Here is a 24,492-nt window from a genome sequence, read left to right as displayed (position 1 = left end):
TTCTCACCTACTTTCCGCTATTTTAAGAAGATCGTTTGGATGATCGCAACGATCGCACAGTTCCTTGTAATAATTTGCCATTTTTTCCGGAGCTCCCTCGTTAAACACCCTTCCAGCGCATATCAGGTAAGCGTAATCACTGTTTTGGGCTATCTCTTCTCTGTGAGTTATGGTTATGGTTGTCGTTCCACGCTTGTTCAGAATATTTATTATGTTGGAAATGGTCTCAAGAGACATCATATCAATTCCGGAATCTGGTTCGTCCAAAATGACGTACTTCATTTCCAGCATTAGAATGGACGCCAGCTCTATTCTCTTTCTTTCTCCTCCACTTAAAGAACTATCAACACGCCTTTTCAAGTAATCTGAGTTTAATCCTGCAAGTTCCAACGCCTTTTTCGCATCTTCAAGTGACGCTTTTACCTTGCCGCCAAGCGTTAAGTAATCAAAGGTTGTTATTCCTTCAAATCGAACGCTGTTTTGAAAGGCAATGGTTATTCCAAGTTTGGCCCTTTCGTAAACTCCAAGATCGGTTATGTCTTTTCCATCCAGTAGTATCTTTCCCTCTTGAGGATGATATTTCTTCACACCCATCATGAGATTGGCAATGGTTGATTTACCAGTTCCGTTGTTTCCAAGAATGACGTATCTTTTTCCTTCATCAAAGCGCATATTCAAATTATTCAAGATCTTGTTTTCATCTATCGTTAAGGATATATTCTTCAATTCAAGCATGCTTATTACTTCCTTTCTTTGAATTCTCTGATTTTAACAAATCAATACCCAGCTTTTGTGTTCTAAAAAAGTCTTCCTTTTTAGTCCACAAATAGTATATAGTTACTTCTTGTAGAATTTATTTCTTTTGCTTTAATTGTTTGTACACACGCCATGAAGGACATATTCATAAAAATGCCTTCGAATGAAAAGATTAACTTATGTTGCGCTTGAATATCACGAAAAATAATTTTTTTGAAGCTCAACTCAGATGGATTAGTAGTTTTTCTTCTTATTGTTGGCGTTGGCAAGCACAACGGTATTTTTACCGCTTAATTTTGCCATGTACAGAGCTTTATCCGCCTCCGCAACTATACCCGCGGAAGTACTCGCATTGCCGGGATAACATGCCACACCAACGCTGATGGTAACTTTAACTGGGGAATTACCGCTTCCAACGGATATTCTTAGCCTTTCAGCTATAGATTTTACGGTTCTTTTATTCATGCCCCTGAATATTATCACAAATTCTTCTCCGCCATATCTCGCTGCTACATCACCGTGCCTTATCGAACGTTTTATAGTTTCGGAAATGTACTCTATAACTTTATCTCCCATTTGGTGACCGTAAGTATCATTTACCAATTTGAAATCGTCTATGTCTATCATCACAAGGCAGAATTTTTCATCATTTTGAATAATGCCTTCGAGCTTGTTGTAAAATTCCGTATGATTGTAAAGACCGGTTTGACCATCCCTTATCGCTTTTTCTTGCAATTTTTCGAATTCACTTGAATTTTCCAGCGCTATAAAAACCTGGTTTGCAAAGATCTCAAGAATTGTCACGTCTTCTAAAGTTGGGCGCTTTCCGCTTATAGGTTTATCAGGTGAGATAAAAGCCACCATCTTTCCCATTCTATCCGTTATCGGAATCCATAATAAATCCATCTCTTTCCACGCGTTTTCATCTTTCCTTTCTTCGTATTTGCCAACGAAGGATGATTCTGGAGGCAAAATTTCTTTAGCTTCTTGGGGGATAAAGTAGGAATTCGATATTTTGTATTTTTCCTTCATCAAAGATTTTATGAACTGTAAAGATGGCGTGTTCTTCTTGAGACGTTTGAATTCTTCTTCGCTTATACCAGCGTAAGCTATCCTTTCAATCCTTCCATCTGGAGTTACCATGCTTACCAAAACGTACTCCCAGCCCAGATCGTCATGAATTATGGCCGCCACTCTCATCATCAACTCTTTCAAAGGCATGTTTACTTTCAACATCTGGGAAACTTCAAGTATCCTTTTCAATCTCTGAACACTCTTTGACAGTTGCTCTTTTTCGCTTTTCAGTTCCCTATTTGAAATGCTTTGAACTGCGAGAAATTTGACAAAAACCGGTGGAAAAATGAGAGAATATATGACTAAAAATTCCAGCGTAACGTTATTTTTGACCAAAGGAAAAGCCACAACCATTGGAATGGTCATTGAAAAAAATCCGAGTTCCATAAAAAAGCCTTTTATCAAAATTTTTATTTTTCTCATCCTTGATCTCAAAAAATCGTACCAAAGGTCTACCAAGACGGCGTTTATAATTTTGAAAACGAGAAGTGCCAAAATGATGCCAACCAAGTTGCAACCAAATTTTTGAATTGTAAGACCTGCGAAATAATACGCCAGAGCGTATTGTACGCTTCCAAAAAGACGCGCGCGCGCGTCATGTTTTCGATAGGCAAAAAGCACGGTGAGGTAAGCGATAAGCGAAGTTGAAACCGGATCGAAAAGTATTAACATTGGAAATATTGCAAAAAAGTGCGGGACAACCGTAAAATCATTTGAAAATGTGGCTATGGCAAAAGAACCCATCAGATAGGCAGCGAGTGATAAAATAAAGAATAACGTGTAGTTGTTGATGGCGGGAAAGTGTTCGTTGAGGATCAAAAACACGTAAAGAGCGTCAAGTCCTATTATAGAAAGCCATAGAATTTTATCACGTATCGAATTTTTTACGTCTTCTCGCATTTTTAACCTCGATTCATGAATTTTTTACACCTAGGTATTTTACAATTTTTAATGTTAAAAAGCAAAACAAAAGGGCCAATTGGCCCTTTTGTTTTTACACTTAATGGTTTAATCAATGCGAAGAAGATTCTATAGTGAATTGATCGAGTATGCCAGAATAAGGCTTGAAGGCGCTTTCCTGCTTGTCATTTATCTGTTTTAAGACGCCTTTGACAGTTACGACCATCTTGTTTCCTTCGACTTGAACTAACGTGTAATGATGAATATCGGCAATCGATTTAACGGTAAATGGCCACCATTTGTCTTTTGGTTTCAACTGGTACATTGGCGCTCCGCCACCGGCTGTTGTCACGTATGTAACGCCGTTAACCACGAATCTTTCGTAAGCGTGATAATGACCGTTGAAGACTATGTTAACTCCATATTTCTCAAAAACATTTTTCCAGTACTTCACCAATTCTGGATTTCCAGTTTCACCTGTTGTATTTGTCCAGAATGGCTGATGGAATATCACGACTTTGAATTCGGCGTTTTTATTCGCTTTCAGATCGTTTATGAGCCAATCCGTTTGCTTCTGCATCTTTGCAGGATCTTTTTCCATCAATATAACGTCAGCGTCCAAAACGATGAAATGTACTGGTCCGTAGTTGAAACTGTACCATTCTTCTTCGTCCGTTCCTCCACCTTTTGGAAGCGGGAACGCATCATAGAAGTAAGAAGAGTTGTATTCGTGGTTTCCAAGTATTGGGTAATACGGCACGTTGGCTGCCAAATCGTGAATTGCCCAGAAGAATCTGTTCCAATTTGCCAATACCCTACCGTCCATTGTCAAGTCACCGATGTTGAAGACGATTCTCGGGTGGGCTGGATCTTTTGCGATGGCATCGCAAACGAGCTTGTTTCTCAATTGGAAAGTCCTTGTGTCGCCATAAACGACGAATGAGAAGTTTTTCAAAGAGTCGTCCTGTGGCGTTGTAACGAAGGAAAACACTTTTGATTTCATTATGCCAGTAACTGGATCTTTAGAGACGACCATGTAAGAATATTCCGTATTCGCCTTCAAATTTGTGAGCTTCAAGTGATGGTAGATTTTTGGAGCGCTTTCAGAAAGCTCTTCGTTAAATGTGCCATGAGCTTTGTAGTAAGAGCTTTCGGCGTACTTAACAGTTACCTGTGAAGGAAGCAAGGTTTTGAGGTTGACAAAGACGGAATCCGTTGAAACGTTTGTCAAGTACACAGGCCACACGAAGGAATTCTTTTTAACGTAATTAACAACGAAAGTTGGGAGATTTCCGTTTGAAGAAACTTCAAACGACTTCGTGGGCATTACGTATCCCGCTTGATCGATTCCAAGCGTGTAATTTCCATTCTGCAGATAAAGCGTGTACTCTCCAGCGGCGTTGGTTTCCGTTTCGCTTATCGTTAAACCGTTGGACGCTTTAACGACAACTTTTACAAAAGGAACGGTATTTCCGAAAATATCCACTAATTTACCCTTTAAAGTGAAATATGGCATCTTTCTCAAATTGAAAACTGTCTTTTCAACATCCGCAAGAGTGGGAGCCACTATGAATTCTCTTTCATAAGTGATCGATTGTCCAGCTTTCAAAACGGTTTTTGGAAGTATTTCGGGATCGCTGTATATGTAGGCTATGTGAACTGGTCTCATTTTTCCCGTTGCCGGGTTAACTTCTGTTGTCGTGAAACCGTAAGAAACTCCGTTTCCGACGCCCGCCACCAATGGAGAATTGAAGTTTTTAAATGAGAAACCATTTCCGTAAAGGAACGGTCTTGCGTAACCGAAAAAGGCGGCATCTCCAAAGACAAAAGGTCCCACATCTTTTTTTGAGGTGTTGGTGAGGGTAGTTCTTATGACAACGTAATTTGAATTTCCCGCAAGCGTGTATGTCGTATCGATTTTGACAAAAGGCATGTCATTCTTGTATCCAACCGCCTCTATGATGGCGTTTCCACTCCTACTTCCATCGTCTTTTATGAATATTTTGGTGTAAATTGCCTGTTTTGGCCAACCGTAGTACGTGTGAACTTCATCAAAGAGATCGTTGTTAACCCCCGCGAGTGAAGCGTCAAGTATGTTTCCGCCGCTTTTCATGTAGCCATGGAAATTGTCTTTGGCTCCTATCAAAACTTTTATTGATGAATTTTGGAGAATGTAATCTCCCACACGTCCGGACGCTGCTGGTCCACCTATCAACTGAGACGGCGATGTAACTTGGAAGGCTGTTGCCGCGAACAGCGTGATTGCCATCGCAAGGATAGCGATCAAAATGATGCTTTTTCTTAGCATATTACTACCTCCTTTTTTTTTATTGAAGATGTGTTGAAAGTTTAAAATACGTAGCATATAATTGTATCACATTTTTATAATTTTGACAATGCGTGTATTAATGAGGTATTATATTGGCACCTTGCAAATAGTGAATAAAAGAGGGGGAGAGAAAAGTGGAATATGTCCTTAACGTATTGATTTGGACGCTGGTTGCTGCTCTTGGAGTATTAGGCGCTTTTTTGCTTTTTTCCACCGTAACGATCTATTCGCCACCCAAAGTTATGGAACTTGGCGCCATAAGCAGCCCCAGAATTTTTGAATCGGCGGTGCCAAAGAGTTTTTCAGTGTTAACATGGAATATAGGGTACGCTGGATTGGACGCTTCTGAAGATTTTTTCATGGATGGCGGTACAATGTCCATGCCTAAAAACAAAGAAGTAGTTCAAAAAAACGTGGCTGGCATAGAAAACTTCATAAGAACGCACGAAAGAGATTTCATTTCTTTACAAGAAGTTGATGAGAATTCAGCGAGAAGTTATGGAATAAATGAAATATCCGAAATCTCCAAGATGTTAAAGGATTACTTTGGTTATTACGCTTTGAATTACAAAGTCAACTTTGTTCCCGTGCCGGTTTCCCATCCCATGGGGAAAGTTGAATCTGGCATAGCCCTTTTCACGAAGTACAAACCCTTTAAAGTGGAAAGATGGTCTTTTCCTGGAGATTACAAATGGCCCGTTAACCTTTTTCAGCTAAAAAGGTGTTTCATAGCGAGCTGGTACAACGTGAAAGATTCGTCCAAAAAGTTGGTGTACGTGAATTTGCATCTTTCCGCTTTTGATAAAGGTGGGACTTTAAGAAAGAAACAGCTTGATTATTTGAAAAAATTCATACTTTCAGAGTACGAAAAGGGAAATTACGTTATCGTCACGGGGGATTGGAACAACATGATGCCAGGCATAACGTTACACCATTTCAAATTCACAACGCCGTTGAAATACCTTGAAATATACATAAACTTTCCAAAAAACTGGACGCCCAAAGGATGGAAATGGGCGTATGATCCTTCCACACCGAGCCTGCGCTCCGATGAAAAGCCATACGTTAAGGGTGAAAATTTCACCACGATCATAGACGGTTTTTTGGTTTCGCCAAATGTGAAAATCTTATCCGTTAAGACGTTCGATTTGAACTTTAAATACAGCGATCATAATCCAGTGGAAATGGAAGTTGAGCTCGAAAGGTGATCGAAAGTTATCAAATTTTAACGAGGTAGAGCATGGGAATAATCCTTTTTACGGTGGCAATTTTGCCTGTGTACAGACTGATTAAAGGGCCGACGATTTGGGATAGAATCGCCGGTTTTGTCTCTTTAACGACGAAATTCGCCATTTTTCTTTCATTTTTATCTCTGGAAGAAAATATGAGCTACATTGCGTACGTGGCGTTAATTTTGCTGCTGCTTTCACTTGGAAGCATGGCGGTTTTGTCGCATTTCTTGGAGGAATGAATGGAAATAATCAAAGGAATACTTATCTGGTTTTCTCTATTTTTGATAATCGTGGGAACGTTGGCTGGAACGTTTATGAAGAATTATTACGTTCGCCTTCATTTTTTAAGCGTTGCCGATGTCATCGGGGCGGGCACGCTGTTGATCGCGTTTGGGATATTTTCTTCACATCATTTCATCTATTTTGTTCTTGCAGTTGTGATCGTGCTTCAAGGTCCAGCCATAACTCATCTTTTGGCGAGAGGAGCCATTCACGATAAGATAAAGGTGGAAGAGGAAAAATGGCGCTCACAGAAACGTTGATATTCATAATGATAGGTCTTTCCGCTTCTATCTTGTTTTTGAAAGACAGAACTTCAGCGGTTTTGACCTACGGTGCCGTTTCAATCACGGCGGTTGTTCTTTTTTCCATGTACGCCGCTCCAGATGTGGCTCTTGCAGAAGCGTCAATTGGATTGGTCTTTACATTGTTTTTGTACATGGTAACTCTTCAGCATCGTGGAAAATTATGGCTAGGTTTGGCTGAAATTGATAGAGATCTTGACGAGCTTGAAATTGAGATAATACGGCGTTATTGTGAAAGCCACGAACTCAAGCTGGAAATAGTAAAATCCGATGAAGGCGAGATTTTAAAGATGCTTGAAAGTGGAAAAATAGAGGTAGCTGCTGCTGCCCTTTTGAGTACCATGAAAAACGAAAATATACGAATGACGGAAGGCTTTTTAGAAACGAAAGTATTCAATTTTGGAAATGAAACGCAAAGCGGCTTCAAAACAACACGAGAACTTGAAAGAGCGATCAAAGAATTTCATGAAAATGAAGGTAAAGGGCTCAGTATCGATTTGGTAAGGTACATGTCCTTGCCATTTTCAAACGAAGAAATGCCACCTTTACATTCAGAGGTGAAAGGGGTTTTTTACTCTTTTGGAGTTGTCGCCGATGAGAAAGAACTTTTTGATTCTCTCAACGAATACCTAAAAGAGTTAAAAGAAAGTGGAGAACTGAATACCATGATAGAAAGGCATGTAAGGTAACATGAGGAAATTTTTCATCTTTACCATAATCTTTTCGTTGATTTTTTTGCTTTCATTCGCATATTTTGTAAAAATACCATCTCACAACGCCAACCATTACCCTTTGGTCACACAGATGTACGATGGGAGCGCTAACATAGTCAGCGCCATTTACCTTAATTTCAGACTTTACGACACGCTCTTTGAATTGCTGATCTTTTCCGTAGCCGTGAGTGGTGTGGTGTTTTATTCTAAAAGGATAAGAGAAAGTGGGGAAATTGTGCCAGACAAGTCATCACTGGTGCGTCTTGAACTTTTCGCCTTTGGAATTGCTGGGATCGTCTGGGGAAGCTACACGGCCTTAACGGGTCATCTTCAAGCCGGAGGCGCTTTTAGTGGCGGAGCAATAGGTGCAAGTGGCGTTGTTGTTTTAACTTTGGCATTAGGATCAGCGAAAGTACACGCTTTATCGGAAAAGATGAAACTCGAGTTTCTGGAAAATCTTGTCATTTTTGTGATGCTGATCTACGTGATATTCGGAAATATCCATGGAGGCTTTTTCTCCCCGGGATTTTGTGTTGGAAAAGTGGGGGATTTTTTCAGCGGAAGGGGAGCGCTTTTGTTGAACTCTTCGATAGGCTTTAAGGTTTTTGTGGGAGCTTGGATCATCTTTTACGAATTCTCAAAAAGAAAGGAAAGTATATGAACGCAGAAGTCTTCTTTTCAATTGTGATAATGGCAATAGGCATAACGATTGTTGCGATAAAGAGGGATTTGATGGTAAAACTCATAGGGATAGGTATAATGGAAACGGGAGTGACACTATCATTTGTTGTGCTTGGATACAATGGAAAATTGCCCCCTTTGCTTACTTTACCAGTAGAAAGGGTAGATCCCTTGCCGCAGGCTTTGATAATAACTTCTATAGTGGTGGGATTCGTCGTTTCTGCTCTTTCATTGGTTTTTGTGCTTTACCTTTCGAGTGTTTATCACACCACTGACGCCGTGAAGCTTAAAAAGAGGATAGAAAAAGATGAGCACTGATATTTTACTTTCTCCGGTACTTTTGGCGGCTTTCTTTGGCACGATCAGAGTTTTTACCAGTAAAAGATGGTTGATGTGGTTTGAAATAGTACTTATTTCAACTTGCGTGTCCTACATTTTGTTTTTTCAATCACCTGCAACTTTTGTTGTGGGAGAATGGAGTTCGGCTGTAGGTGTTGAGGTAAGGTACGATTCGACTTCTTTTTGGTTTATACTGTCTCTTCTCACAGTTTGGGTTAGTGTTAAAGCGCGCTTTGAAAGATGGGACAGCTTTATGGACTCTTTAATGGATTATCTCTTCGCTTCTCTTTACGCGTTGTTCATTTCCAACGATCTGTTCAACATGTACGTGACTGTAGAGCTTACTTCTTTGATATCTTTTCTTATGGTTGGCTATGGCGAAAAACCAGCGAGAATTTGGGCAGCGCTGAAATACATGTTTTTGAGTTCGATAGCTTTGGCTTTTTATCTTTTCGGTATGATACTTTTGTATTCCGAAACGGGAGTGCTCTCCATTGGTGCTTTGCAAAATGAAAAGCTTTCCGCTTTCGCGTTGATGTTTGTGGTGATGGCGCTGTTGGTGAAAAGCGGAGTTTTGGGATTAAGCGCCTGGCTCATAGACGTACATTCCATGTCAGAAACGCCGGTTTCAATGTTGCTTTCGGGAGCGGCTGTGAATGCCGGCCTTTTTGGGATAGTTAGGATCTATCCACTTCTTCCCCAAAGGTTAAAAGAGTTCGTCGTGATCGTTGGACTTTTTTCCGCGTTTGGCGGAGGAATTTACGCATTTTTTGAAAAAAAGCCCAAAAGGGTATTAGCCTTTTCCACAACTTCCCAGATGGGTATAGCTGTGGCCATGTTAAGCCTTTCACCATTGGCGTCTGCGCTGTACGCTTTTGCCCATTCAAATGCAAAGGCATTGCTTTTTTCCAGGAACGGAAAATTTTCAACTACTTTAGGCGCATTTTCTTTAATTGGCATTCCACCGTTGGCTGGATATTTTGCGAAGATGGACTTTGAGGAAGCTTTTCCAACTTTATCCCTTTTAGCCGTTTTCTTAACTTCAATGTACCTTGTTAAATTGTTCAAAGGATTGAAATGGAAGTTTTCTCCTTTTGAGTTTTTGCTTGAAGGAGCGCTTCTGTCGTTATGTTTTTTCATGCCATTTGGTGGTGTTTCGATATTCAAAATATTGATAGCGGCAGGTGTCGGGGCAACTGCAGGATTTTTAATTGAAAAAAAGGCAGCTTTGCCGCCTTTGAAAGATGTATTCGGTTTGGAAGAAGGAATCGCTTATCAGTTATGGGCCCTCGTTATAATGGCATTTGTGATTATTATTTAGAACAGCTTCAACTTTTTACTATAAGAGATTCGTTAGCACACGATTTTTCTTCCATTTGAACTGTTAGATGTGTTATACCGTATTTTTCAGAGAGCAAGTGTGTAACTTCGTTTCGCACTCTATCTGCTTCACTTGTACTCATTGGACAAACTCTCACGTGGCATTCCATAAGTTTATCTTCGCCGTCCAAACTCCATACATGAACGTGATGCAGAGAGGAAACTCCTTTTATCTTTTCCACTTCATCCTTCATTTTTTTGATATCCAGATCATCTGGAGTTCCTTCCATAAGGATGTTTATGGAGCTTTTGATTATTTCAAAAGATTCGTATGTGATGTACGCTATTATGGCAAAAGTCATTAAGGGATCCAGAAAATACCAATGGTACAGGCTTATCAAAATTCCAACCACTATTACTCCAGCGGAGTTTAGAGAGTCTGAAAGCATGTGAATGAAAGAGGCTTTTATGTTTAGATCTCCTTTAGAATGTGCAAACAAAAGAAGAGTTCCTATGAAATTGGCAACAAGCGCCACAGAAGCAACCCATATTATCATCTCACTGTTGACCGCCTCTGGATGAATGAGCCTTACAGCGGCTTTGTATCCTATGAATGCGAAACTCATGAGTAGTATTAGCGAATTTATAAGGGCCGCTATTATCCTCGCACGCTTGTATCCATATGTTTTCTTTTCATTCTTTTCTTTTTTTGAAGCTTTGTGAGCGAAAAGACTTAAAGCCATTCCTCCTGCATCCTCTAGATTATGCAGCGAATCGGTCAAAAGCGCGTAACTCGATGCGAGAATTCCAAAAGACAGCTCAAAAGCCACTATTAAGAAATTCAAAATGATGTTTATCCATAAAGCTTTGGAAGCATCGTCCTCAACGCCATGTATGTGTTCATGATGGTGATGATGTCCCATTTACTCGTCCTCCTTTACGTGATCCCTAAGGGTTTTCAGGATGACCGAAATATGCAAATCGGCCAGAGAATAGAAAATCTTTTTTCCCTCCTTTCGCATTTTTATGATCTTTCCCATCTTAAGAATTTTCAATTGATTGGAAACAGTTGACTGTTTGAGATTCAATCCTTGTACTATTTCGTTAACACACGCTTCTTTTTTTTCTAAGAGAAACATTAGGATCTTTATTCTCAACTCGTTTCCAAAAAGCCTTGCCAGGTTTGCCATAGAATTTATAGTCTTTATATCCATATATCATGATTATATGATATATTTTTTAAAAAGTCAAGGAGTAATTTTTTCGTTCATTTTTTCCTTTTGACTTTTAATATCGAAGGCTCTAACAGCTCCGTTGTCACTTTCAAAATTGGAAAGTAGCTTTCCTGATTCTTCTCACAAAACCGGGAAGAGTGGTAACGTGGTTGACGAGGAGGGTTCATCACCTTTTAAAAGACCTTGTAATTTTACCAAAGAGCCTCGCTTAAAGACGTGTAAAGAAAATATAAAGAATTCTTTTGAAAAAGATGCTATAATCTTTTCGCCCGCTCTGCTGAAAGTTGAGCAGGGCCAAATAAGTCCATGGGAGGTAAAAAAATGAGGATTTACGAAACGATGTTCATCATCGATCCTAATGTCGAAGACGATGCAAGAAACGATCTTGCGAATAGAGTCAAGACATGGATCGAAGAAAAGGTCAAAGGAAAGGTGCGAAACTTTGACCGCTGGGGAATTCGCCAGCTCGCTTTTAGGGTTGATAAATTCCTACAGGGAGACTACACGGTTGTAATTTTTGAGGCGGAACCTCAACACGTAAAAGAATTAGAAGACATGTACAGGATCACGCCACAAATCTTCAGATGGATGATCTTCAGAAGAGAAGATTTAGAAAAGAAGGAAAAAAAGGCGGAAGAAGCGAAGAAAAGTGAAAGTCAAGATGTAACAGAAACGGGAGAAATGGGACAAAACACCGCACAGGTAGAATCTGAAAATGTTGAACCTGTTGAATCTTCTGAAGGAAAGAAGGATGAGGAAGAAACTCAAGAAACGAAAGATGAAGGTGAAAACTCTTGAATTACAACAAGGTAATTCTTGTTGGAAGGATAACTCACGAACCAGAGATGAGAATTTCCCAAAATGGAACGGAAGTTGTTAATTTTCAGCTTGCCGTTAACAGATATGGGAAAGATAAACAAGCGGATTTCTTCAGAATAGTTTGTTTTGGAAAAAGTGCGGAATTCGTCAGCACTTACGTAAAAAAGGGAACACTCTTGCTGGTTGATGGAAGCTTAAGAAATAACGTGTGGGAGGATAGCACGGGTCAAAAGCGAAGCAATACCGAGATCGTAGCCAGCAGAGTTGAGATAATGGAAAAAAGAGGAAGCACCTTTAACGTTGATGATGTTGATGTTTCAAATGAAGAAAGCTTCAGCGATGATAATTTAGAAGACAACAATGCAGAGGACATAAACGAAGGCGAAGGCTTTGAAGGTGACGACAGCGACGAAATACCTTTTTGATAATTTATGGAGGTGTAAAATATGGCAAAAAAGCCAAGAATAAGAAAGAAAAGAAAATGCACGTTTTGTTCAAATAAAGTTACATACATTGATTATAAAGATGTGAAACTCTTAAAGAAGTACATGAGTGATAAGGGAAAGATATTACCAAAGAGAGTAACAGGAACGTGCGCCAAACACCAACGAATGCTCTCTATGGCTATAAAAAGGGCAAGGCAGATGGCTTTGTTACCTTACACGAAGAACTGAAAAGAGGCCGTATATCGGCCTCTTAAAGTATTTTGGAGTTTAGAATCACTGGGGGCGATTAAGATGAAGGTTTTGTTGTTGCAGGATGTTAAGGGACTCGGAAAGAGTGGCGAAATTGTCAAAGCTTCTGACGGTTACGCAAGGAATTACCTTATACCTAAAAAAATGGCGGTTGTTGCCACTCCTGATGTTGTAAAAAAGGTTGAAATGGAAAATAAGATAAAAGAAAAAAAGCGTCAGGAAGAGATAAAAAAAGCCAACGAAAAGCTCAATGAGCTTATGAAAAATATATTGGTAATTCATGCCAAAGCGGGAAAAGGTGAAAAACTTTATGGCGCCGTTACGTCTTCAGACGTCGCAAAGAAGATTTCCGAATATTTAGGGGAAACTTTCGATAAAAGAGATGTGGAAATGGAACCCATAAAGAGCTTGGGAGTTCACGATATCAAGATCAAGCTTGGCAATGGTGTAACCGGTAAGATAAAAGTCAGGGTGGAACGTGAGGAGACAGAAGAAAATTGAAGCTAATGATATCGTCAAAAGCCCTTTATTCGACGTGGATGTATTATTCGCCGGACAGAATGCTTATAGATTGTGGCGAAGGCGCGAGCACTTTTTTGGGAAACAAAGCGTTTGCTGTTAAGCGTGTTTTCATAACACATGGGCACGCGGATCACATTGCCGGACTGTGGGGACTGGTTAACACCAGGAACAACGCGATGGGGGACAAAGAAAAAGCGTTGGAGATTTACTATCCAAAGGGTGGAAAATCGGTAGAAGAGTTTTTGGATTTCATTTTGAAAGTGAACAGTGATTTGAAGTACAACTTGACGATAAGAGCCTTAGAAGAAGGAGAGGAAGTTGTCCTTCACAGAACCGGTTCAGCTCAAAGAGTTATAAGGCCATTCAGAACACACCATACTCTAAGTGAAGTGAGTTTTGGATACAACATTTACGAAAAAAGGAAAAAGCTCAAGGATGAGTACAAGGGGCTTTCTCAAAGAGATATAATGGAGTTGGTTAGAAAGGTTGGAAGGGAGACTATAACGAGGGAATACGAGCAAAAAATTTTGACCGTTAGCGGAGATGCCATTCCAATAAATGTGGAAAATGCCTTTGAAAGCGATCTTTTGGTGCACGAATCGACTTTTTTAGATGAAAGGGACAGAAAGGGAAACAATCATTCTTCCGTCAAAGAAGTGCTTGATCTGGCAAAAAAAGCCAACGTTAAGTCGTTAATTCTTTACCACATTTCGACGCGTTATGAGAGAAAAGTTAAGCGATTGGTAAACAAATCGATAGAGGAAGTGGGAATAGATATTCCGGTGATGTACGTTCATCCGTCAAGGATTTTTACCTTGAATTGAGGTGGAAAATGCCTTTTTTGGTAATGTGGCTGATTTTGGGAATAGTGTTTTGTACGGCGGAGATATTCATCCCTTCATTCTTCATCTTTTGGTTTGGTATAGGCGCATTTGCCGCTAGCCTTTCCGCAGTGTGGTTTGGTTTTACAGTTCAAATTGTGATTTTTATAACAGTTTCTGCTGTTCTTCTCATTTTCACCAGGCCGATTGTTCTAAAATTGTTCATGCATCATGATTCTCCAAAAAAGATAAACATCGACGATATAATTGGAAAGCGTGCTATTGTTGTGGAGCGTATAGACGAATTGGAAAACACCGGAAAAGTGAAAGTGAATGGCGAAGTATGGCGTGCAATGACTTCGGATGGTTCTACCGTTGAAATTGGCAATTACGTGAAAATTCTTAAAGTTGAGGGAACTTTGCTTAAAGTGGAAAGGGAGGAGAAATGAAATGAGTATTATGGGAATAAGCGTTATCGCTGTCGTCATCTTCATTTTCTTGCTCATATTGGCCATTACGGGAATAAAAGTCGTGCGTCCATACGAAAAAGGATTGATAGAAAGGTTGGGAAAGTTTAAAAAAGAGGTTGATTCCGGACTTCATCTCATCGTTCCATTCTTTGATAGAATGATAAAAGTGGATATGAGAGAGCACGTTATAGACGTGCCGCCACAAGAAGTTATAACCAAAGACAACGTTGTCGTAGCTGTTGATGCGATAATTTATTACGAAGTTTCTGACGCTTTTAAAGTGGTTTATAACGTCAAAAATTTTGAGTCAGCAGCCGTTAAACTTGCCCAAACGAATTTGAGAAATGTCATAGGCGAGCTCGAATTAGACCAGACTTTAACTTCCAGAGAAAAAGTTAACGCGAAGTTGAGAGAAGTGCTTGATGAAGCGACAGATAAGTGGGGAGTTAGGATAACAAGAGTTGAATTGAAAAAAATAGATCCGCCAAAGGATATCACCGACGCGATGAGCCAGCAGATGAAAGCCGAACGCACCAAAAGGGCCGCTATATTGGAAGCTGAAGGAATAAAGCAATCTAAGATCCTGGAAGCGGAGGGACAAAAAAAGTCTGCCATTTTAAAAGCCGAGGGAGAGGCCGCTGCCATAGAAAAGATGGCGGACGCCCAAAAGTACAAACTGCAAATAGAAGCAGAAGGTCAGGCTTTAGCCATAATGAAAGTATTTGATGCCATTCATTCAGGGAACCCAACGCCAGATCTTTTAACGGTAAAATATCTTGAGGCTCTTGGAACCATCGCAAATGGAAAAGCAACGAAGATATTCTTGCCCTTTGAAACATCTGGAATACTTTCAAGCCTTGGTGCCGTTGGAGAAATGTTCAAAAAGGTTAATAGCGAAAAGAACGAGGGGGAGGAAAAATCTTAGTTGAACATTTTAATGTTTTTGAGGAATGATTCAATAGAATCAATTTTAGTGACGATAGCTGGCTTTATAGTGGCCGTATGGTACGTGCGCGGGAAAGTTGTTGATAAAAAAAGCGTTAGCAAAGGACTCTTAAAGTATCTTCACGATCTTTTTCCAATCGGGATGATGCTCTTTGGGATATATCTCTCTTACGCTGTGGAAAAAGTTGCCGGAGGGGCCATTATGGTACTTGCCGCTTTCGTGTACATTTCAAATTACGTTGCGCCCAGTATAGACAAGTACGATAGCGTTCACCGCACTACCATACTTTCTTTGGGATACACAAGGGAAGAGTATGCCATAAGGTATTTGTTTCCAAAAACTAGGAGAGTATGGTTAAGTGGGGCGATTAATTTCTTCGTTTTTCAGTGGATCGCGTTGATATGGTATGACATATTGAAATACGAGAAAGTAAAGACGTTGAGCAACATGTTTTTGATATCTTCAATTGTTTTTGTAATCGTGGGATTGGTGATTTCCATACTTAAAAATCACAAGGAAGAGTAAGGTGATAACGTGGAATACAAAACCAAATTGGGAGTTTTGGATATTGATAGGGAAGAGATAATCCTTTTTAAAAATGGAATGCCAGGTTTTGAACATTTGAGAAGGTTCTGTCTGGTTTCACGTGCGGATACAGAACCAATAAAGTGGCTTGTTTCTCTGGAGGACGAGAGAATAGCTTTACCTGTTGTCGATCCATGGATTGTGATAAGTGACTACTCTTTCGAGCTAAACGAAGAAATTTTGAGAGAACTCGAAAATCCTAAGAAGGATCGCGTTTTGGTGCTCGTTGTTATGGACCTCCATTCAAAAGATGTAACCGTTAACACACTTGCCCCAATAGTCATAAATCTGGATAAGGGAGTAGGAGAGCAAGTTATACTGGAGGATGAAAGATATCAAGTTAGGCATCCCCTGAAGTCTGGGAAGTGATATCATGCTCGTGCTTAGAAGGAAGATTTCAGAAGGAATAATAATAGGAGACAACGTGAAAATACGCATACTTGATATTGAGCATGGAGATGTTAAAATCGGAATAGAAGCCCCCAAGGAAGTTAGAATATTGAGAGAAGAACTTTACAAAGAGATAGCGAGCGCGAATGTGGAAGCAAAAGACTTCAACATTTCACGCGCAAGAGAGCTTTTTGGAAAGGGTGAAGAAAATGAAGATAACGAATGAACTGATAGAGCATCTGGAAAATCTTGCGAAGATAAAGCTAGAAGCCAATGAAGTTGAAAGGATAAAAAAAGATATGGAAGATATTCTTAACTACATGAAGCTTTTAGACGAAGTAAACGTGGATGGTTACGATGCCATGAGGAGCCCTGTTGAAATGAATATGGAACCACGTGAAGATCGCCCGATTCCATTTGATTCTTCAAAGATACTGAAAGAGGCACCAAAGCTTGAGAACAATTTGATACCCGTTTCTTCCATTCATGCCAAGTAGCTCCTCACTGGGAAAATTCGGTGAAGATCTGGCATGTGATTACCTAAAAAGGGCGAAGTACAAGATAATTTGCAGGAATTTTAGAACAAGATATGGAGAAATAGACATTATCGCAAAGAAAGGAAAAGTTCTGGTATTCGTGGAGGTTAAGTACGGTTCGAAAGATGCCTACCTGCGTGTTAACAGAGAGAAATTTAAAAGAATTTTGATCACTTCGCAGATTTTTTTGAGAAGGAATGAGAATTTGGAAGCTAAGAGTTACAGAATAGACGTTATATCGATATCAAAAGAAAGAAAAGTAGTTCACTTTAAAGATGTTGCCAAAGATTTTTGGAGGTGAAAAAGACGCATTTCACGGGCCCTGATGAATTTGAAGTAGAAGTTTTGAATTTTTGGAGTGAAGATGAGAAAAAGTACGTCGAAATTTCCCCCAATTTGTTTTATCCGGACGGAAAAGGGGGGCAACTTGGTGATAGAGGATTTATAGGAAATGCAAAAGTTCTTTACGTGTGGAATGAAAGAATTGAAGTTGATAAAGAAATCTCCCAAGGAACTTTTATGGCAAAGGTAGATGTGGAAAGAAGAAAGGAAGTGGCGCGCCAACACACGGCGCAACACATCCTTTCCGCCGCGGCCGAAAAACTTTTTGACGTTGAAACGGTTGGCTTTCACATGGGAGAAGATTACACCACCGTTGATTTCGATTCAGACGTGAATTTGGAGAAGATCGTTGAACTTTCAAACGATGTCATATTGGGCGATCTGCCAGTAGAAGAGATAATTGTTTCACCATCTGAAGTTGAAAAGTACAAGTTGAGAAAGGTTTCATCAAAGGCCCTTGAAGCTGGAAATATCAGAATCATAAAAATAGGAGAATTCGACTTAAACGCGTGTGGGGGCTTTCACGTTTCGAAGACCGGCGAAATAGGGAGTGTTCGAATCGTCCATTCGGAGCGTGTAAAGGGAGGCTTCACAAGAATATGGTTTGTCGCTGGAAAGAGGGCACTTGTCGATTGTGAACACAGGGATGCGATTCTCAAAAGAAGTTCAAAGTTATTTGACGCTTCGTGGAAAGATTTGGAAGAAAGGATTAAGAAATCCCTTTCCGAGATGAAAGAAAAAAATGTTAAGTTGAAAAAGCTCTCTCAAGAACTTGCAAAATTCATAGCCGACGGGATAAAAGAAAACGATGTTTTGGAAATTGACGAGATGGTCGCGTCATTTGTTACCCGTTTAAGGCAAGACGTTGCCTATGTTTTGAAAATTTCATCGAGCAGTGCAAGCGTTTGTTTACCAAATGAAGCGAAAGAAAACGTGATTTCTTGGGCAAAAGGCCATGGATTTAAAGGTGGTGGAAAAGGACCGATTTACCGTTTTAACTTCAGCGACTTTTCCAAATTTAAGGAAGCTTTTTTAGACTTTTCTCAGAGAAAATGATAAAGGTCTTGCGTATTTTAACGTATATAGCGAAGATATACACGTCATCAGTGGTGTTAAGCGTGCTTTTTTTCATAAGGAAATACTCCGTAGAGATAAATCACGTTGAATCAAAACACACGGGACTTGACACCTGGCTTACGACTTTAACACCGGATACCATAGTTTTTGAAAGTGAAAAATCGTTCATTCACGTTCACAAAATAAGGTTTTATCGTAAGAAATGAAAGCAAAAAGCCCCGCGATTAAGCGAGGCTTTCTTTATCCTTATTATTTCTCATCCCACAGTACATTTCGACCAGTTGCAGTTCATGCAGGTTACGCATCCTTCTTGACTCACAAGAGAATTCTTTGAAAGGCAGACCGGGCAGTACGTGTTTCCCTCGTCGTCTATGTAGTAATCGTTGTACCATTTCAAGCCGTTGGCAACAACGAATTTTTCAACTTCTTCTGGAGTTTTTCGAGAGCCATCGATGTGAATTATCTCTTCTTCATCTTCTTCATAACTTTCTCCCCAGAGCTTGGAAAAATCATCTATCGCTTTTTTGATCTCTTGGGCCACTCCTTTAGAATAATCTCCCTTTACCTTTTGAAGCTGCTCGAGTATTTCTTCTATCGATACTCCCGAACGCAAAGCGACAGATGTCAAACGCCCAATTATTTCAGCCGTTTCCCCCCCATTGGATACGAAAACTTCTATGGCTTCGCCGGAAGAATCAAAGCTCACCGTTATGTATGTAGTTCCACTTTCTCGTTTGTACTTTCGTGTTACGGACCTTAGAGTTTCCTTTCTTGGGCGAGCCCTCAATTTGTGATTTTCGTCCAGAATGAAGAATTTCACTTTGGGCGCGTCTTTCGTTTTCACTTTTTTGTTTGAATTTAAAACCTGAGTTTGCAAAGAGCCATCCCTGTAAATCGTTACACCTCTCACGTTTGAGCGAAGGGCTTTTATGTAGATATCTAAAACGTCTTCGACAGTGGCCGAATTTGGAAGGTTTATGGTTTTAGAAATGTTGTTGTCCACGTAATTTTGAAAAGCCTCTTGCATCTTCAAATGATCGTCAGGAGATATGTCATGGCTCACAACAAAAACGCGTTTTACGTCCTGTGAAATACCTTCTAAGTTTTTAAGAGTTCCTTCCTTTATTATCTTTTCTTTTAACTCTTGCGTTAGAGAATTTCCGAGTCTTTCAACGAGCACATCATTTACGTAGAGCAACGCCTCTTTGCTTCCGTCTGACTTCGTCATGTACCTTGTGTACGCCAACAAAAAGTTTGGTTCCAAACCAGATGAAGTATCGGCGATATTCGAAATGGAACCTGTTGGGGCGACCGTGAGAACCGCCACGTTTCTGTGAGCTTTGGAAATAGTTTTGAAAGTTTCTCTTATTTCTTTATCCATATCCGAGCTTCCCATTGCGAAAGGTACAAATCCATTCTCATTCGCGTAGCGGCTTTTATCGTAAAGTGGGAAATTCCCCTTTTCAAGCGCTAACTCGTAAGAAGTTTTGTGCGCTTGAAGTGCCAACTCAGCGGTAAGATTAGATGCGAATTTCCTGCCTTCTTCAGAATCGTAGGCGATATTTAACTTGTACAGAAGATTTGCAAAGCCCATGATACCAAGTCCTAGCCTTCTTGAATTTCTCACCGCCTCATCTATTTCTTTTAAAGGAAAGACGTTAACATCTATAACATCGTCAAGAAATCTTACCGCTATCGAAGACACTTCTTTGAAGGCTTCGTGATCGAAAGCGCCGTTGCGGTAAAATTTCGCCACGTCGATGGAGCCTAAGTTGCACGCTTCAAACGGTGGTAAGCCTATTTCTCCGCAAGGATTGGTGGATTCTATTTTCCTAAAAGGATAGAGAGCGTTGTATTTGTTCATTTCGTCAAGTATGGCAAGCCCTGGATCGCCAGTTTTCCACGCGTTTTCGGCAATTTCGGACAATATTTGCCTGACTTTCAATTTCTCGTGTTTGTTAGATTTCTCGTGATGAAGCTCTATTTCTTCGTCATTTTCGTAAGCTTTTAATATTTTCTCTTTGTCTGGTATTCCAACCGAAATGTTGAAGAATTTCAGCACGGAATCACCGGTGTTGTTTTTCTTCGCTTCTATGAATTCCTTTATATCCGGATGATCCACGTTCAATATTCCCATAAGTGCCCCACGTCTTTTGTATCCCTGTTCGACTACTCCTATGGCTGAATTGAATACGTGCATGAAGCTGACAGGTCCAGATGATCTTCCGGAAGTTCCGGCGACAAATGAGCCTTTTGGTCTTAATCTTGAAAAATTAGAACCAACGCCACCTCCAGCCTTTGTTATCAAAGCGTAATTCTTAACGGCGTCGAATATTCCATCGATGCTGTCTTCGACCGGCACCACAAAACACGCACTTAACATATGCAGATGATTCCTTGAAGAGTAGATCTTTTCGTAATCTTCGAGCGCCATTTCATCCATTTTCTTTTGCAACAAATGAATGTCCACACCACTGCCAGCGTTAAAGAGAGTTGGGCTGTTGGGAATGAAAATCCTCGCTTTCAAGATTTTGAAAAAAATCTCTTCCCATTTTTTCACCTCGTTGAGCTTTTCGTTTTTCTTCTTTGGCTCAAGCCTTGGGCTTTTTAATTCAGCGGTTGCAATAACCCTCGCGACACGCCTTGCCACGTCCGACCAGCTTTTTTCCAAGAATTCCCCCGATTGATCCTTCCAAAAGTACCTTTCTTTTAATATGCGCTGCGCGTTTTCACTTGGCTCAACTTTTGAAAAATTTTCTATTATTTCGTTTAACATTCAAAACAACCTCCCTAAAATAAGCGCTACATGTAGTATACCATTTTGAATGTACACTACATGTAGCGCTATAGTTTCGGTTTCTATAAGAAAGGATCAATAGTGGAAGTAGCTTCCCCCTATGAACTCTCTAATTAAAGATGTTGATGGAATAACATCGAGATCCATAATCGGAAGGAAGTAATCCAAAAACCTTATGAGTCTTCTTGCCTGACTGTAATACGGCGTGGAATTATCCACCTGCAAAAGCAAGCGGGTCACGAAATTCTTCAAAACGGCCAGTTCATAAGGAAGCGATGAGTTGAACATGATGTCCGCCTCTTCTTGAAAAGGAAAGATATTCTTTTCTTCTCCCATTCTAACGGCGGGCCACATTTCGAGTGTTTTCAAAGCATCATGACCTCTAAAATTGTAATCTCTTACCATTCTTCTTATTATTCTCACATCCGTGGTGGGTATTCTGTTATCTCCATCCAAATTCATCTGGGTTAAAGCACTCACGTATATCTTGTACTTCAAAGCGTCATCTACTTTTGAGGTTAGAGTTGGATTCAATCCGTGTATACCCTCCACTATCAAAATGGTTCTATTTGAAGGTTTTAAAACTTTGCCGGTGTACTCACGCTTACCCTTTTTGAAGTTGAACTTTGGAAGTTCAACCGCTTTCCCTTCGAATATCGCGTTTAAATCGTGATTGAATAATTCCAGATCCAAAGCCTTTATGGATTCGAAATCCGGTTTGCCATCTGGTCCGATTGGAGTTTTATCCCTCTCAACGAAGTAATCGTCTAAAGATATCGGAATTGGTTCCCAACCATTTACCCTTAACTGAAGTGCGAGCCTCTTGGAAAAAGTTGTTTTCCCAGAAGAAGATGGACCGGATATCAAAACGAGTTTTACATTTCCCCTTTGCGTTATGGCATCGGCTATCTTAGATATCTCCTTTTCATGTAGCAATTCGCACATCATTATGAGCTCTCTTGATCGGTTATCCGCTATTATTTTGTTGAGATCTCCCACTGTTTCCATGTCCACGATCTGAGCCCATCTTTCTCTATCATCGTAAGCCTTTGCCATTTTGGGTTGTGGAACGTACTTTGGAAGTCCATTGGGGGTGGTGATATCCGGATGAACGAGCACAAAACCCTTGTCCACCTTGACGAGATCGAAAAGATCCACGTATGAAGTGGATGGAACCATATGACCGTAGTAATAGTTGAAATACTTTCCACACCAATAAATGTTTATCGTCGATTTGGTCCTGTACTTCAAAAGTTCTATTTTGTCGTTTAAGCCATTTTTCTTGAACAACTCCAAAGCGTCAAATTTGTAAAGTTCTTCTTTTACAAAAGGAATGTCTTTTTCAACAAGTTCCTTCATCTTGCTTTTTAACTTCTTTAAATCTTTTTCGGTTGGAATCCATCCTTTAAACTCGCAATAAAGTCCCTTTCCCAAAGAATGTTTCACTTTCAACGTTTTGGATGGAAAGATTTCACGTGCCGCGATGTACGTTATAAACATTAGACCACGTTGGTATATCCTTACTCCATCTTCATCTGTGAGATCTATAAAATCGATCTGCGCGTCACGTTCCAGCGTTTTAAAGAGCTCTCTTATATCGTTGTTAACCTTTGCAGCCACGATCTTCGATGTGTACAAATTTTCGTATTCTTTAGCTATGCTTTCCAATGTTATCCCCTGAGGATATTCAACCGTTTCACCAGTTTTTAAAATTTTAACCTTTAGCATCTTTTCCATTTTCTCGACCTCCATTTCTCTTATAGCTTCTCACTCTCATAACCTTAAGAAATGCCAAAAGTGCGATGGCAATTACCGAATAAGAAGCCAGCAAAGTCAGTTCGTGCTTTCCCCTGTAAACAATGGCTATTGTTGCCAAAGCGCCGCTCACCGCGTACATGAACAAGACAGCTCCAACATGTGAAAAGCCTATGCTTAAAAGCTGATGATGAATGTGCATCTTGTCTGGAAGAAAAGGGTTTCCTTTTCTCACCATTCTTCTTATGAAAGCGTACGTCGTATCCAAAATTGGAATTCCTATTGCCAACAATGGTATGGCGAGCGATAGTGTCGATGCCGAAAGGGAGGAACCCTTTATCGCCAAAATCGCCAACATGAATCCCAATAACTGGCTTCCAGTATCTCCCATAAAAGTTTTGGCCGGATGAAAATTATACCTCAAAAAACCGATGGCAGATGAAAAAACGGCTAACGCTACCAAAGCCACTGCCATCTCAGTTTTTGAAGATGTGGCTGCCAACGTAAGGGCGGATATGGCGCTCAAACCGGCGGCCAAACCATCCAAACCGTCTGAAAGATTTATCGCATTCGTTATACCAACAATCCATATGACAGATATAAGTGGTCCAAAAATTCCAAAGCTTATCTTGGCGTGGGTAAATGGATTTGTGATGAAAGGAATATTTACTCCCACCGACCAAATTGCCAACACGGCTCCAATTATTTGGACAAGAAATTTTACCTTAAAAGACAATCCCTTTACATCGTCGATAAAGCCCATCAAGGATATGAGTGTAGATATTGCCGCCATCCATAGAATCCAATTCAAGCGGTGATAGTAGTACGTCACGAGTAACCCGGCGATTATACCCAAGAATATACCAACGCCTCCGATTCTTGGCATGGGAACGGTATGGATTTTTCTTTCATTTGGAAGATCTACCCAATCGTGGGCTTTTGCAAGCTTTATGGCTAATGGAGTAAGGAGCAAAGTGATCAAGAAAGACACGATAGCTACGACGAATTTATCCAACTTCTATCTCCTTTCAACGATGATGGATTGGCAAAAACAACTATAAATTATATCACCAATCTTTTCTAAAAAATACAGTCTTTGTTGTATGTGTGGTAGAATACAAGTGGGGGCGAAATGGTTTCGACGGGGTGCGCAAAACATGAAAAGCGAGCCGAGGTTTTCTGTCTCCTCGTAAATAAAGGCAGAAGCAAAAATAAGCGTCAATAATGATTACGCACTTGCTGCTTAATAGAAGATAGCAGCCGCTTTCCGCTTTTTGATTGGAGAAGCGGGTAAAGCGTCAAAGATCCAATCTTACCCTTGCAGAGTTGTTTCCGGCTGCGAGGGGAAAGTGGAGGAAACTTGGCATTTTCAACCGCGTCCACGCGGGTGAAAATGCGACATTAAAACGTGGACTGCGCTCGGAGACGTTCATGGCGTGCGCACTTCGGACACGGGTTCGATTCCCGTCGCCTCCACCAGAATAGCTCAATCATGCGATTTTGAACTTGAAATCTTCAAAGATGAAATTATTCATTTCCACCTTTGTCGCTTCCACCGATACTTTCCCCATAAA

At 40.3% G+C, this 24,492-nt stretch carries 29 protein-coding genes and 1 other RNA gene; 22 read left to right on the top strand and 8 right to left on the bottom strand.

Annotated features, from left to right (window positions below; translation table 11 throughout):
* Positions 1-3: 3 nt before the first annotated feature.
* The 3 genes from ACXJIN_RS07405 to ACXJIN_RS07395 all read right to left on the bottom strand — a co-directional run bounded on the left by ACXJIN_RS07405 (position 4) and on the right by ACXJIN_RS07395 (position 5,038).
* A complete protein-coding gene (locus ACXJIN_RS07405; RefSeq protein ID WP_456400902.1) occupies positions 4-735 on the bottom strand; it encodes an ATP-binding cassette domain-containing protein in 732 nt (243 codons plus the stop codon).
* A gap of 255 nt (positions 736-990) precedes the next feature.
* Complete coding sequence (locus ACXJIN_RS07400; protein WP_456400901.1) at positions 991-2,730, bottom strand: sensor domain-containing diguanylate cyclase; 1,740 nt, start codon at positions 2,728-2,730, stop codon at positions 991-993.
* A 112-nt stretch (positions 2,731-2,842) separates the two neighbouring features.
* Positions 2,843-5,038 carry a metallophosphoesterase gene (locus ACXJIN_RS07395; protein WP_456400899.1) on the bottom strand — a complete coding sequence of 732 codons (2,196 nt, stop codon included), beginning with the start codon at positions 5,036-5,038 and terminating at the stop codon, positions 2,843-2,845.
* Positions 5,039-5,193: 155 nt separating this feature from the next.
* Here ACXJIN_RS07395 and ACXJIN_RS07390 point away from each other — a divergent pair, with 155 nt between their 5' ends.
* The 7 genes from ACXJIN_RS07390 to ACXJIN_RS07360 are packed head-to-tail and all read left to right on the top strand — an operon-like array spanning position 5,194 to position 9,929.
* Positions 5,194-6,267 (top strand): endonuclease/exonuclease/phosphatase family protein, encoded by a 1,074-nt coding sequence (locus ACXJIN_RS07390; RefSeq protein ID WP_456400898.1) that lies wholly within the window; start codon positions 5,194-5,196, stop codon positions 6,265-6,267.
* Between the two features lie 32 nt (positions 6,268-6,299).
* A complete protein-coding gene (locus tag ACXJIN_RS07385; protein ID WP_456400897.1) occupies positions 6,300-6,530 on the top strand; it encodes a hypothetical protein in 231 nt (76 codons plus the stop codon).
* Positions 6,531-6,833, top strand: coding sequence for a cation:proton antiporter (locus ACXJIN_RS07380; protein ID WP_456400896.1), 303 nt, complete (start codon positions 6,531-6,533; stop codon positions 6,831-6,833).
* The gene (locus ACXJIN_RS07375) at positions 6,812-7,564 is read left to right on the top strand and encodes a hydrogenase subunit MbhD domain-containing protein (RefSeq protein ID WP_456400895.1); all 753 of its coding nucleotides are present in this window, start codon (positions 6,812-6,814) and stop codon (positions 7,562-7,564) included. The genes ACXJIN_RS07380 and ACXJIN_RS07375 overlap by 22 nt, the downstream gene beginning before the upstream one ends.
* Before the next feature lies 1 nt (position 7,565).
* Positions 7,566-8,249, top strand: a complete 684-nt coding sequence (locus ACXJIN_RS07370; protein WP_456400894.1) for an MnhB domain-containing protein — start codon at positions 7,566-7,568, stop codon at positions 8,247-8,249.
* Positions 8,246-8,587, top strand: coding sequence for a sodium:proton antiporter (locus ACXJIN_RS07365; RefSeq protein ID WP_456400893.1), 342 nt, complete (start codon positions 8,246-8,248; stop codon positions 8,585-8,587). Before ACXJIN_RS07370 ends, ACXJIN_RS07365 begins: the two co-directional genes overlap by 4 nt.
* The gene (locus ACXJIN_RS07360; RefSeq protein WP_456400892.1) at positions 8,577-9,929 is read left to right on the top strand and encodes a proton-conducting transporter transmembrane domain-containing protein; all 1,353 of its coding nucleotides are present in this window, start codon (positions 8,577-8,579) and stop codon (positions 9,927-9,929) included. Before ACXJIN_RS07365 ends, ACXJIN_RS07360 begins: the two co-directional genes overlap by 11 nt.
* Before the next feature lie 7 nt (positions 9,930-9,936).
* Here ACXJIN_RS07360 and ACXJIN_RS07355 read toward each other — a convergent pair whose 3' ends face one another.
* Positions 9,937-10,851, bottom strand: a complete 915-nt coding sequence (locus ACXJIN_RS07355) for a cation diffusion facilitator family transporter (RefSeq protein ID WP_456400891.1) — start codon at positions 10,849-10,851, stop codon at positions 9,937-9,939.
* Complete coding sequence (locus ACXJIN_RS07350) at positions 10,852-11,142, bottom strand: ArsR/SmtB family transcription factor (RefSeq protein ID WP_456400890.1); 291 nt, start codon at positions 11,140-11,142, stop codon at positions 10,852-10,854.
* A gap of 342 nt (positions 11,143-11,484) precedes the next feature.
* Between ACXJIN_RS07350 and rpsF the strand changes: the two genes are divergently transcribed.
* The 14 genes from rpsF (at position 11,485) to ACXJIN_RS07280 (ending at position 18,572) form a co-directional block, all read left to right on the top strand.
* On the top strand, positions 11,485-11,961 hold the full coding sequence (rpsF, locus tag ACXJIN_RS07345) for a 30S ribosomal protein S6 (protein WP_456400889.1): 477 nt from the start codon (positions 11,485-11,487) through the stop codon (positions 11,959-11,961).
* On the top strand, positions 11,958-12,407 hold the full coding sequence (locus ACXJIN_RS07340) for a single-stranded DNA-binding protein (RefSeq protein ID WP_456400888.1): 450 nt from the start codon (positions 11,958-11,960) through the stop codon (positions 12,405-12,407). Before rpsF ends, ACXJIN_RS07340 begins: the two co-directional genes overlap by 4 nt.
* A 21-nt stretch (positions 12,408-12,428) precedes the next feature.
* Positions 12,429-12,656, top strand: coding sequence for a 30S ribosomal protein S18 (gene rpsR, locus ACXJIN_RS07335; RefSeq protein ID WP_456400887.1), 228 nt, complete (start codon positions 12,429-12,431; stop codon positions 12,654-12,656).
* A 63-nt stretch (positions 12,657-12,719) separates the two neighbouring features.
* On the top strand, positions 12,720-13,178 hold the full coding sequence (rplI, locus tag ACXJIN_RS07330; protein ID WP_456400886.1) for a 50S ribosomal protein L9: 459 nt from the start codon (positions 12,720-12,722) through the stop codon (positions 13,176-13,178).
* Positions 13,179-13,183: 5 nt separating this feature from the next.
* On the top strand, positions 13,184-14,023 hold the full coding sequence (locus ACXJIN_RS07325) for an MBL fold metallo-hydrolase (protein WP_456400961.1): 840 nt from the start codon (positions 13,184-13,186) through the stop codon (positions 14,021-14,023).
* Positions 14,024-14,031: 8 nt separating this feature from the next.
* Complete coding sequence (locus ACXJIN_RS07320; RefSeq protein ID WP_456400885.1) at positions 14,032-14,469, top strand: NfeD family protein; 438 nt, start codon at positions 14,032-14,034, stop codon at positions 14,467-14,469.
* A 16-nt stretch (positions 14,470-14,485) separates the two neighbouring features.
* A complete protein-coding gene (locus tag ACXJIN_RS07315; protein ID WP_456400959.1) occupies positions 14,486-15,415 on the top strand; it encodes an SPFH domain-containing protein in 930 nt (309 codons plus the stop codon).
* On the top strand, positions 15,416-15,961 hold the full coding sequence (locus ACXJIN_RS07310; RefSeq protein ID WP_456400884.1) for a hypothetical protein: 546 nt from the start codon (positions 15,416-15,418) through the stop codon (positions 15,959-15,961). It abuts the gene before it with no gap.
* Positions 15,962-15,970: 9 nt separating this feature from the next.
* Positions 15,971-16,390 (top strand): flagellar assembly protein FliW, encoded by a 420-nt coding sequence (gene fliW / locus ACXJIN_RS07305; RefSeq protein WP_456400882.1) that lies wholly within the window; start codon positions 15,971-15,973, stop codon positions 16,388-16,390.
* Positions 16,391-16,394: 4 nt separating this feature from the next.
* Positions 16,395-16,637: a carbon storage regulator CsrA gene (csrA, locus tag ACXJIN_RS07300; protein WP_456400876.1), complete on the top strand. Its 243-nt coding sequence runs from the start codon at positions 16,395-16,397 to the stop codon at positions 16,635-16,637.
* A complete protein-coding gene (gatC, locus tag ACXJIN_RS07295) occupies positions 16,621-16,908 on the top strand; it encodes an Asp-tRNA(Asn)/Glu-tRNA(Gln) amidotransferase subunit GatC (RefSeq protein WP_456400874.1) in 288 nt (95 codons plus the stop codon). The genes csrA and gatC overlap by 17 nt, the downstream gene beginning before the upstream one ends.
* Entirely contained in the window at positions 16,898-17,248 is a 351-nt protein-coding gene (locus tag ACXJIN_RS07290; RefSeq protein ID WP_456400872.1) for a YraN family protein, read from the top strand. Before gatC ends, ACXJIN_RS07290 begins: the two co-directional genes overlap by 11 nt.
* Positions 17,245-18,345 carry an alanyl-tRNA editing protein gene (locus ACXJIN_RS07285; RefSeq protein ID WP_456400870.1) on the top strand — a complete coding sequence of 367 codons (1,101 nt, stop codon included), beginning with the start codon at positions 17,245-17,247 and terminating at the stop codon, positions 18,343-18,345. Before ACXJIN_RS07290 ends, ACXJIN_RS07285 begins: the two co-directional genes overlap by 4 nt.
* Positions 18,342-18,572: a hypothetical protein gene (locus tag ACXJIN_RS07280; RefSeq protein ID WP_456400868.1), complete on the top strand. Its 231-nt coding sequence runs from the start codon at positions 18,342-18,344 to the stop codon at positions 18,570-18,572. Before ACXJIN_RS07285 ends, ACXJIN_RS07280 begins: the two co-directional genes overlap by 4 nt.
* A gap of 50 nt (positions 18,573-18,622) precedes the next feature.
* Here ACXJIN_RS07280 and ACXJIN_RS07275 read toward each other — a convergent pair whose 3' ends face one another.
* The 3 genes from ACXJIN_RS07275 to ACXJIN_RS07265 form a co-directional block, all read right to left on the bottom strand.
* Entirely contained in the window at positions 18,623-21,142 is a 2,520-nt protein-coding gene (locus ACXJIN_RS07275; RefSeq protein ID WP_456400865.1) for an adenosylcobalamin-dependent ribonucleoside-diphosphate reductase, read from the bottom strand.
* 96 nt (positions 21,143-21,238) lie between these two features.
* Positions 21,239-22,891: a nucleoside kinase gene (locus tag ACXJIN_RS07270; protein ID WP_456400957.1), complete on the bottom strand. Its 1,653-nt coding sequence runs from the start codon at positions 22,889-22,891 to the stop codon at positions 21,239-21,241.
* Positions 22,878-23,933 carry a glycosyltransferase family 4 protein gene (locus ACXJIN_RS07265; RefSeq protein WP_456400864.1) on the bottom strand — a complete coding sequence of 352 codons (1,056 nt, stop codon included), beginning with the start codon at positions 23,931-23,933 and terminating at the stop codon, positions 22,878-22,880. The genes ACXJIN_RS07270 and ACXJIN_RS07265 overlap by 14 nt, the downstream gene beginning before the upstream one ends.
* 108 nt (positions 23,934-24,041) lie before the next feature.
* On the opposite strand from ACXJIN_RS07265, the gene ssrA reads away from it, so the two are divergent.
* Positions 24,042-24,397, top strand: a transfer-messenger RNA (tmRNA) gene (gene ssrA / locus ACXJIN_RS07260).
* Positions 24,398-24,492: the final 95 nt, after the last annotated feature.

This window comes from Mesoaciditoga sp., assembly GCF_054006115.1.
This window is presented reverse-complemented; position numbering and strand designations above follow the sequence as displayed.

Bases quoted from the DNA above. Each gene is read 5' to 3' on its own strand.
- ACXJIN_RS07400 (WP_456400901.1), bottom strand. From the start codon at position 2,730: ATGCGAGAAGACGTAAAAAATTCGATACGTGATAAAATTCTATGGCTT.
- ACXJIN_RS07375 (WP_456400895.1), top strand. From the start codon at position 6,812: ATGGCGCTCACAGAAACGTTGATATTCATAATGATAGGTCTTTCCGCT.
- ACXJIN_RS07360 (WP_456400892.1), top strand. From the start codon at position 8,577: ATGAGCACTGATATTTTACTTTCTCCGGTACTTTTGGCGGCTTTCTTT.
- ACXJIN_RS07270 (WP_456400957.1), bottom strand. From the start codon at position 22,891: ATGCTAAAGGTTAAAATTTTAAAAACTGGTGAAACGGTTGAATATCCT.
- ACXJIN_RS07280 (WP_456400868.1), top strand. From the start codon at position 18,342: ATGATAAAGGTCTTGCGTATTTTAACGTATATAGCGAAGATATACACG.
- ACXJIN_RS07365 (WP_456400893.1), top strand. From the start codon at position 8,246: ATGAACGCAGAAGTCTTCTTTTCAATTGTGATAATGGCAATAGGCATA.
- rpsF (WP_456400889.1), top strand. From the start codon at position 11,485: ATGAGGATTTACGAAACGATGTTCATCATCGATCCTAATGTCGAAGAC.
- ACXJIN_RS07405 (WP_456400902.1), bottom strand. From the start codon at position 735: ATGCTTGAATTGAAGAATATATCCTTAACGATAGATGAAAACAAGATC.
- ACXJIN_RS07320 (WP_456400885.1), top strand. From the start codon at position 14,032: ATGCCTTTTTTGGTAATGTGGCTGATTTTGGGAATAGTGTTTTGTACG.
- rplI (WP_456400886.1), top strand. From the start codon at position 12,720: ATGAAGGTTTTGTTGTTGCAGGATGTTAAGGGACTCGGAAAGAGTGGC.
- ACXJIN_RS07290 (WP_456400872.1), top strand. From the start codon at position 16,898: ATGCCAAGTAGCTCCTCACTGGGAAAATTCGGTGAAGATCTGGCATGT.
- ACXJIN_RS07370 (WP_456400894.1), top strand. From the start codon at position 7,566: ATGAGGAAATTTTTCATCTTTACCATAATCTTTTCGTTGATTTTTTTG.
- ACXJIN_RS07275 (WP_456400865.1), bottom strand. From the start codon at position 21,142: ATGTTAAACGAAATAATAGAAAATTTTTCAAAAGTTGAGCCAAGTGAA.
- ACXJIN_RS07385 (WP_456400897.1), top strand. From the start codon at position 6,300: ATGGGAATAATCCTTTTTACGGTGGCAATTTTGCCTGTGTACAGACTG.
- ACXJIN_RS07395 (WP_456400899.1), bottom strand. From the start codon at position 5,038: ATGCTAAGAAAAAGCATCATTTTGATCGCTATCCTTGCGATGGCAATC.
- ACXJIN_RS07325 (WP_456400961.1), top strand. From the start codon at position 13,184: ATGATATCGTCAAAAGCCCTTTATTCGACGTGGATGTATTATTCGCCG.
- ACXJIN_RS07380 (WP_456400896.1), top strand. From the start codon at position 6,531: ATGGAAATAATCAAAGGAATACTTATCTGGTTTTCTCTATTTTTGATA.
- csrA (WP_456400876.1), top strand. From the start codon at position 16,395: ATGCTCGTGCTTAGAAGGAAGATTTCAGAAGGAATAATAATAGGAGAC.
- rpsR (WP_456400887.1), top strand. From the start codon at position 12,429: ATGGCAAAAAAGCCAAGAATAAGAAAGAAAAGAAAATGCACGTTTTGT.
- ACXJIN_RS07355 (WP_456400891.1), bottom strand. From the start codon at position 10,851: ATGGGACATCATCACCATCATGAACACATACATGGCGTTGAGGACGAT.
- gatC (WP_456400874.1), top strand. From the start codon at position 16,621: ATGAAGATAACGAATGAACTGATAGAGCATCTGGAAAATCTTGCGAAG.
- ACXJIN_RS07350 (WP_456400890.1), bottom strand. From the start codon at position 11,142: ATGGATATAAAGACTATAAATTCTATGGCAAACCTGGCAAGGCTTTTT.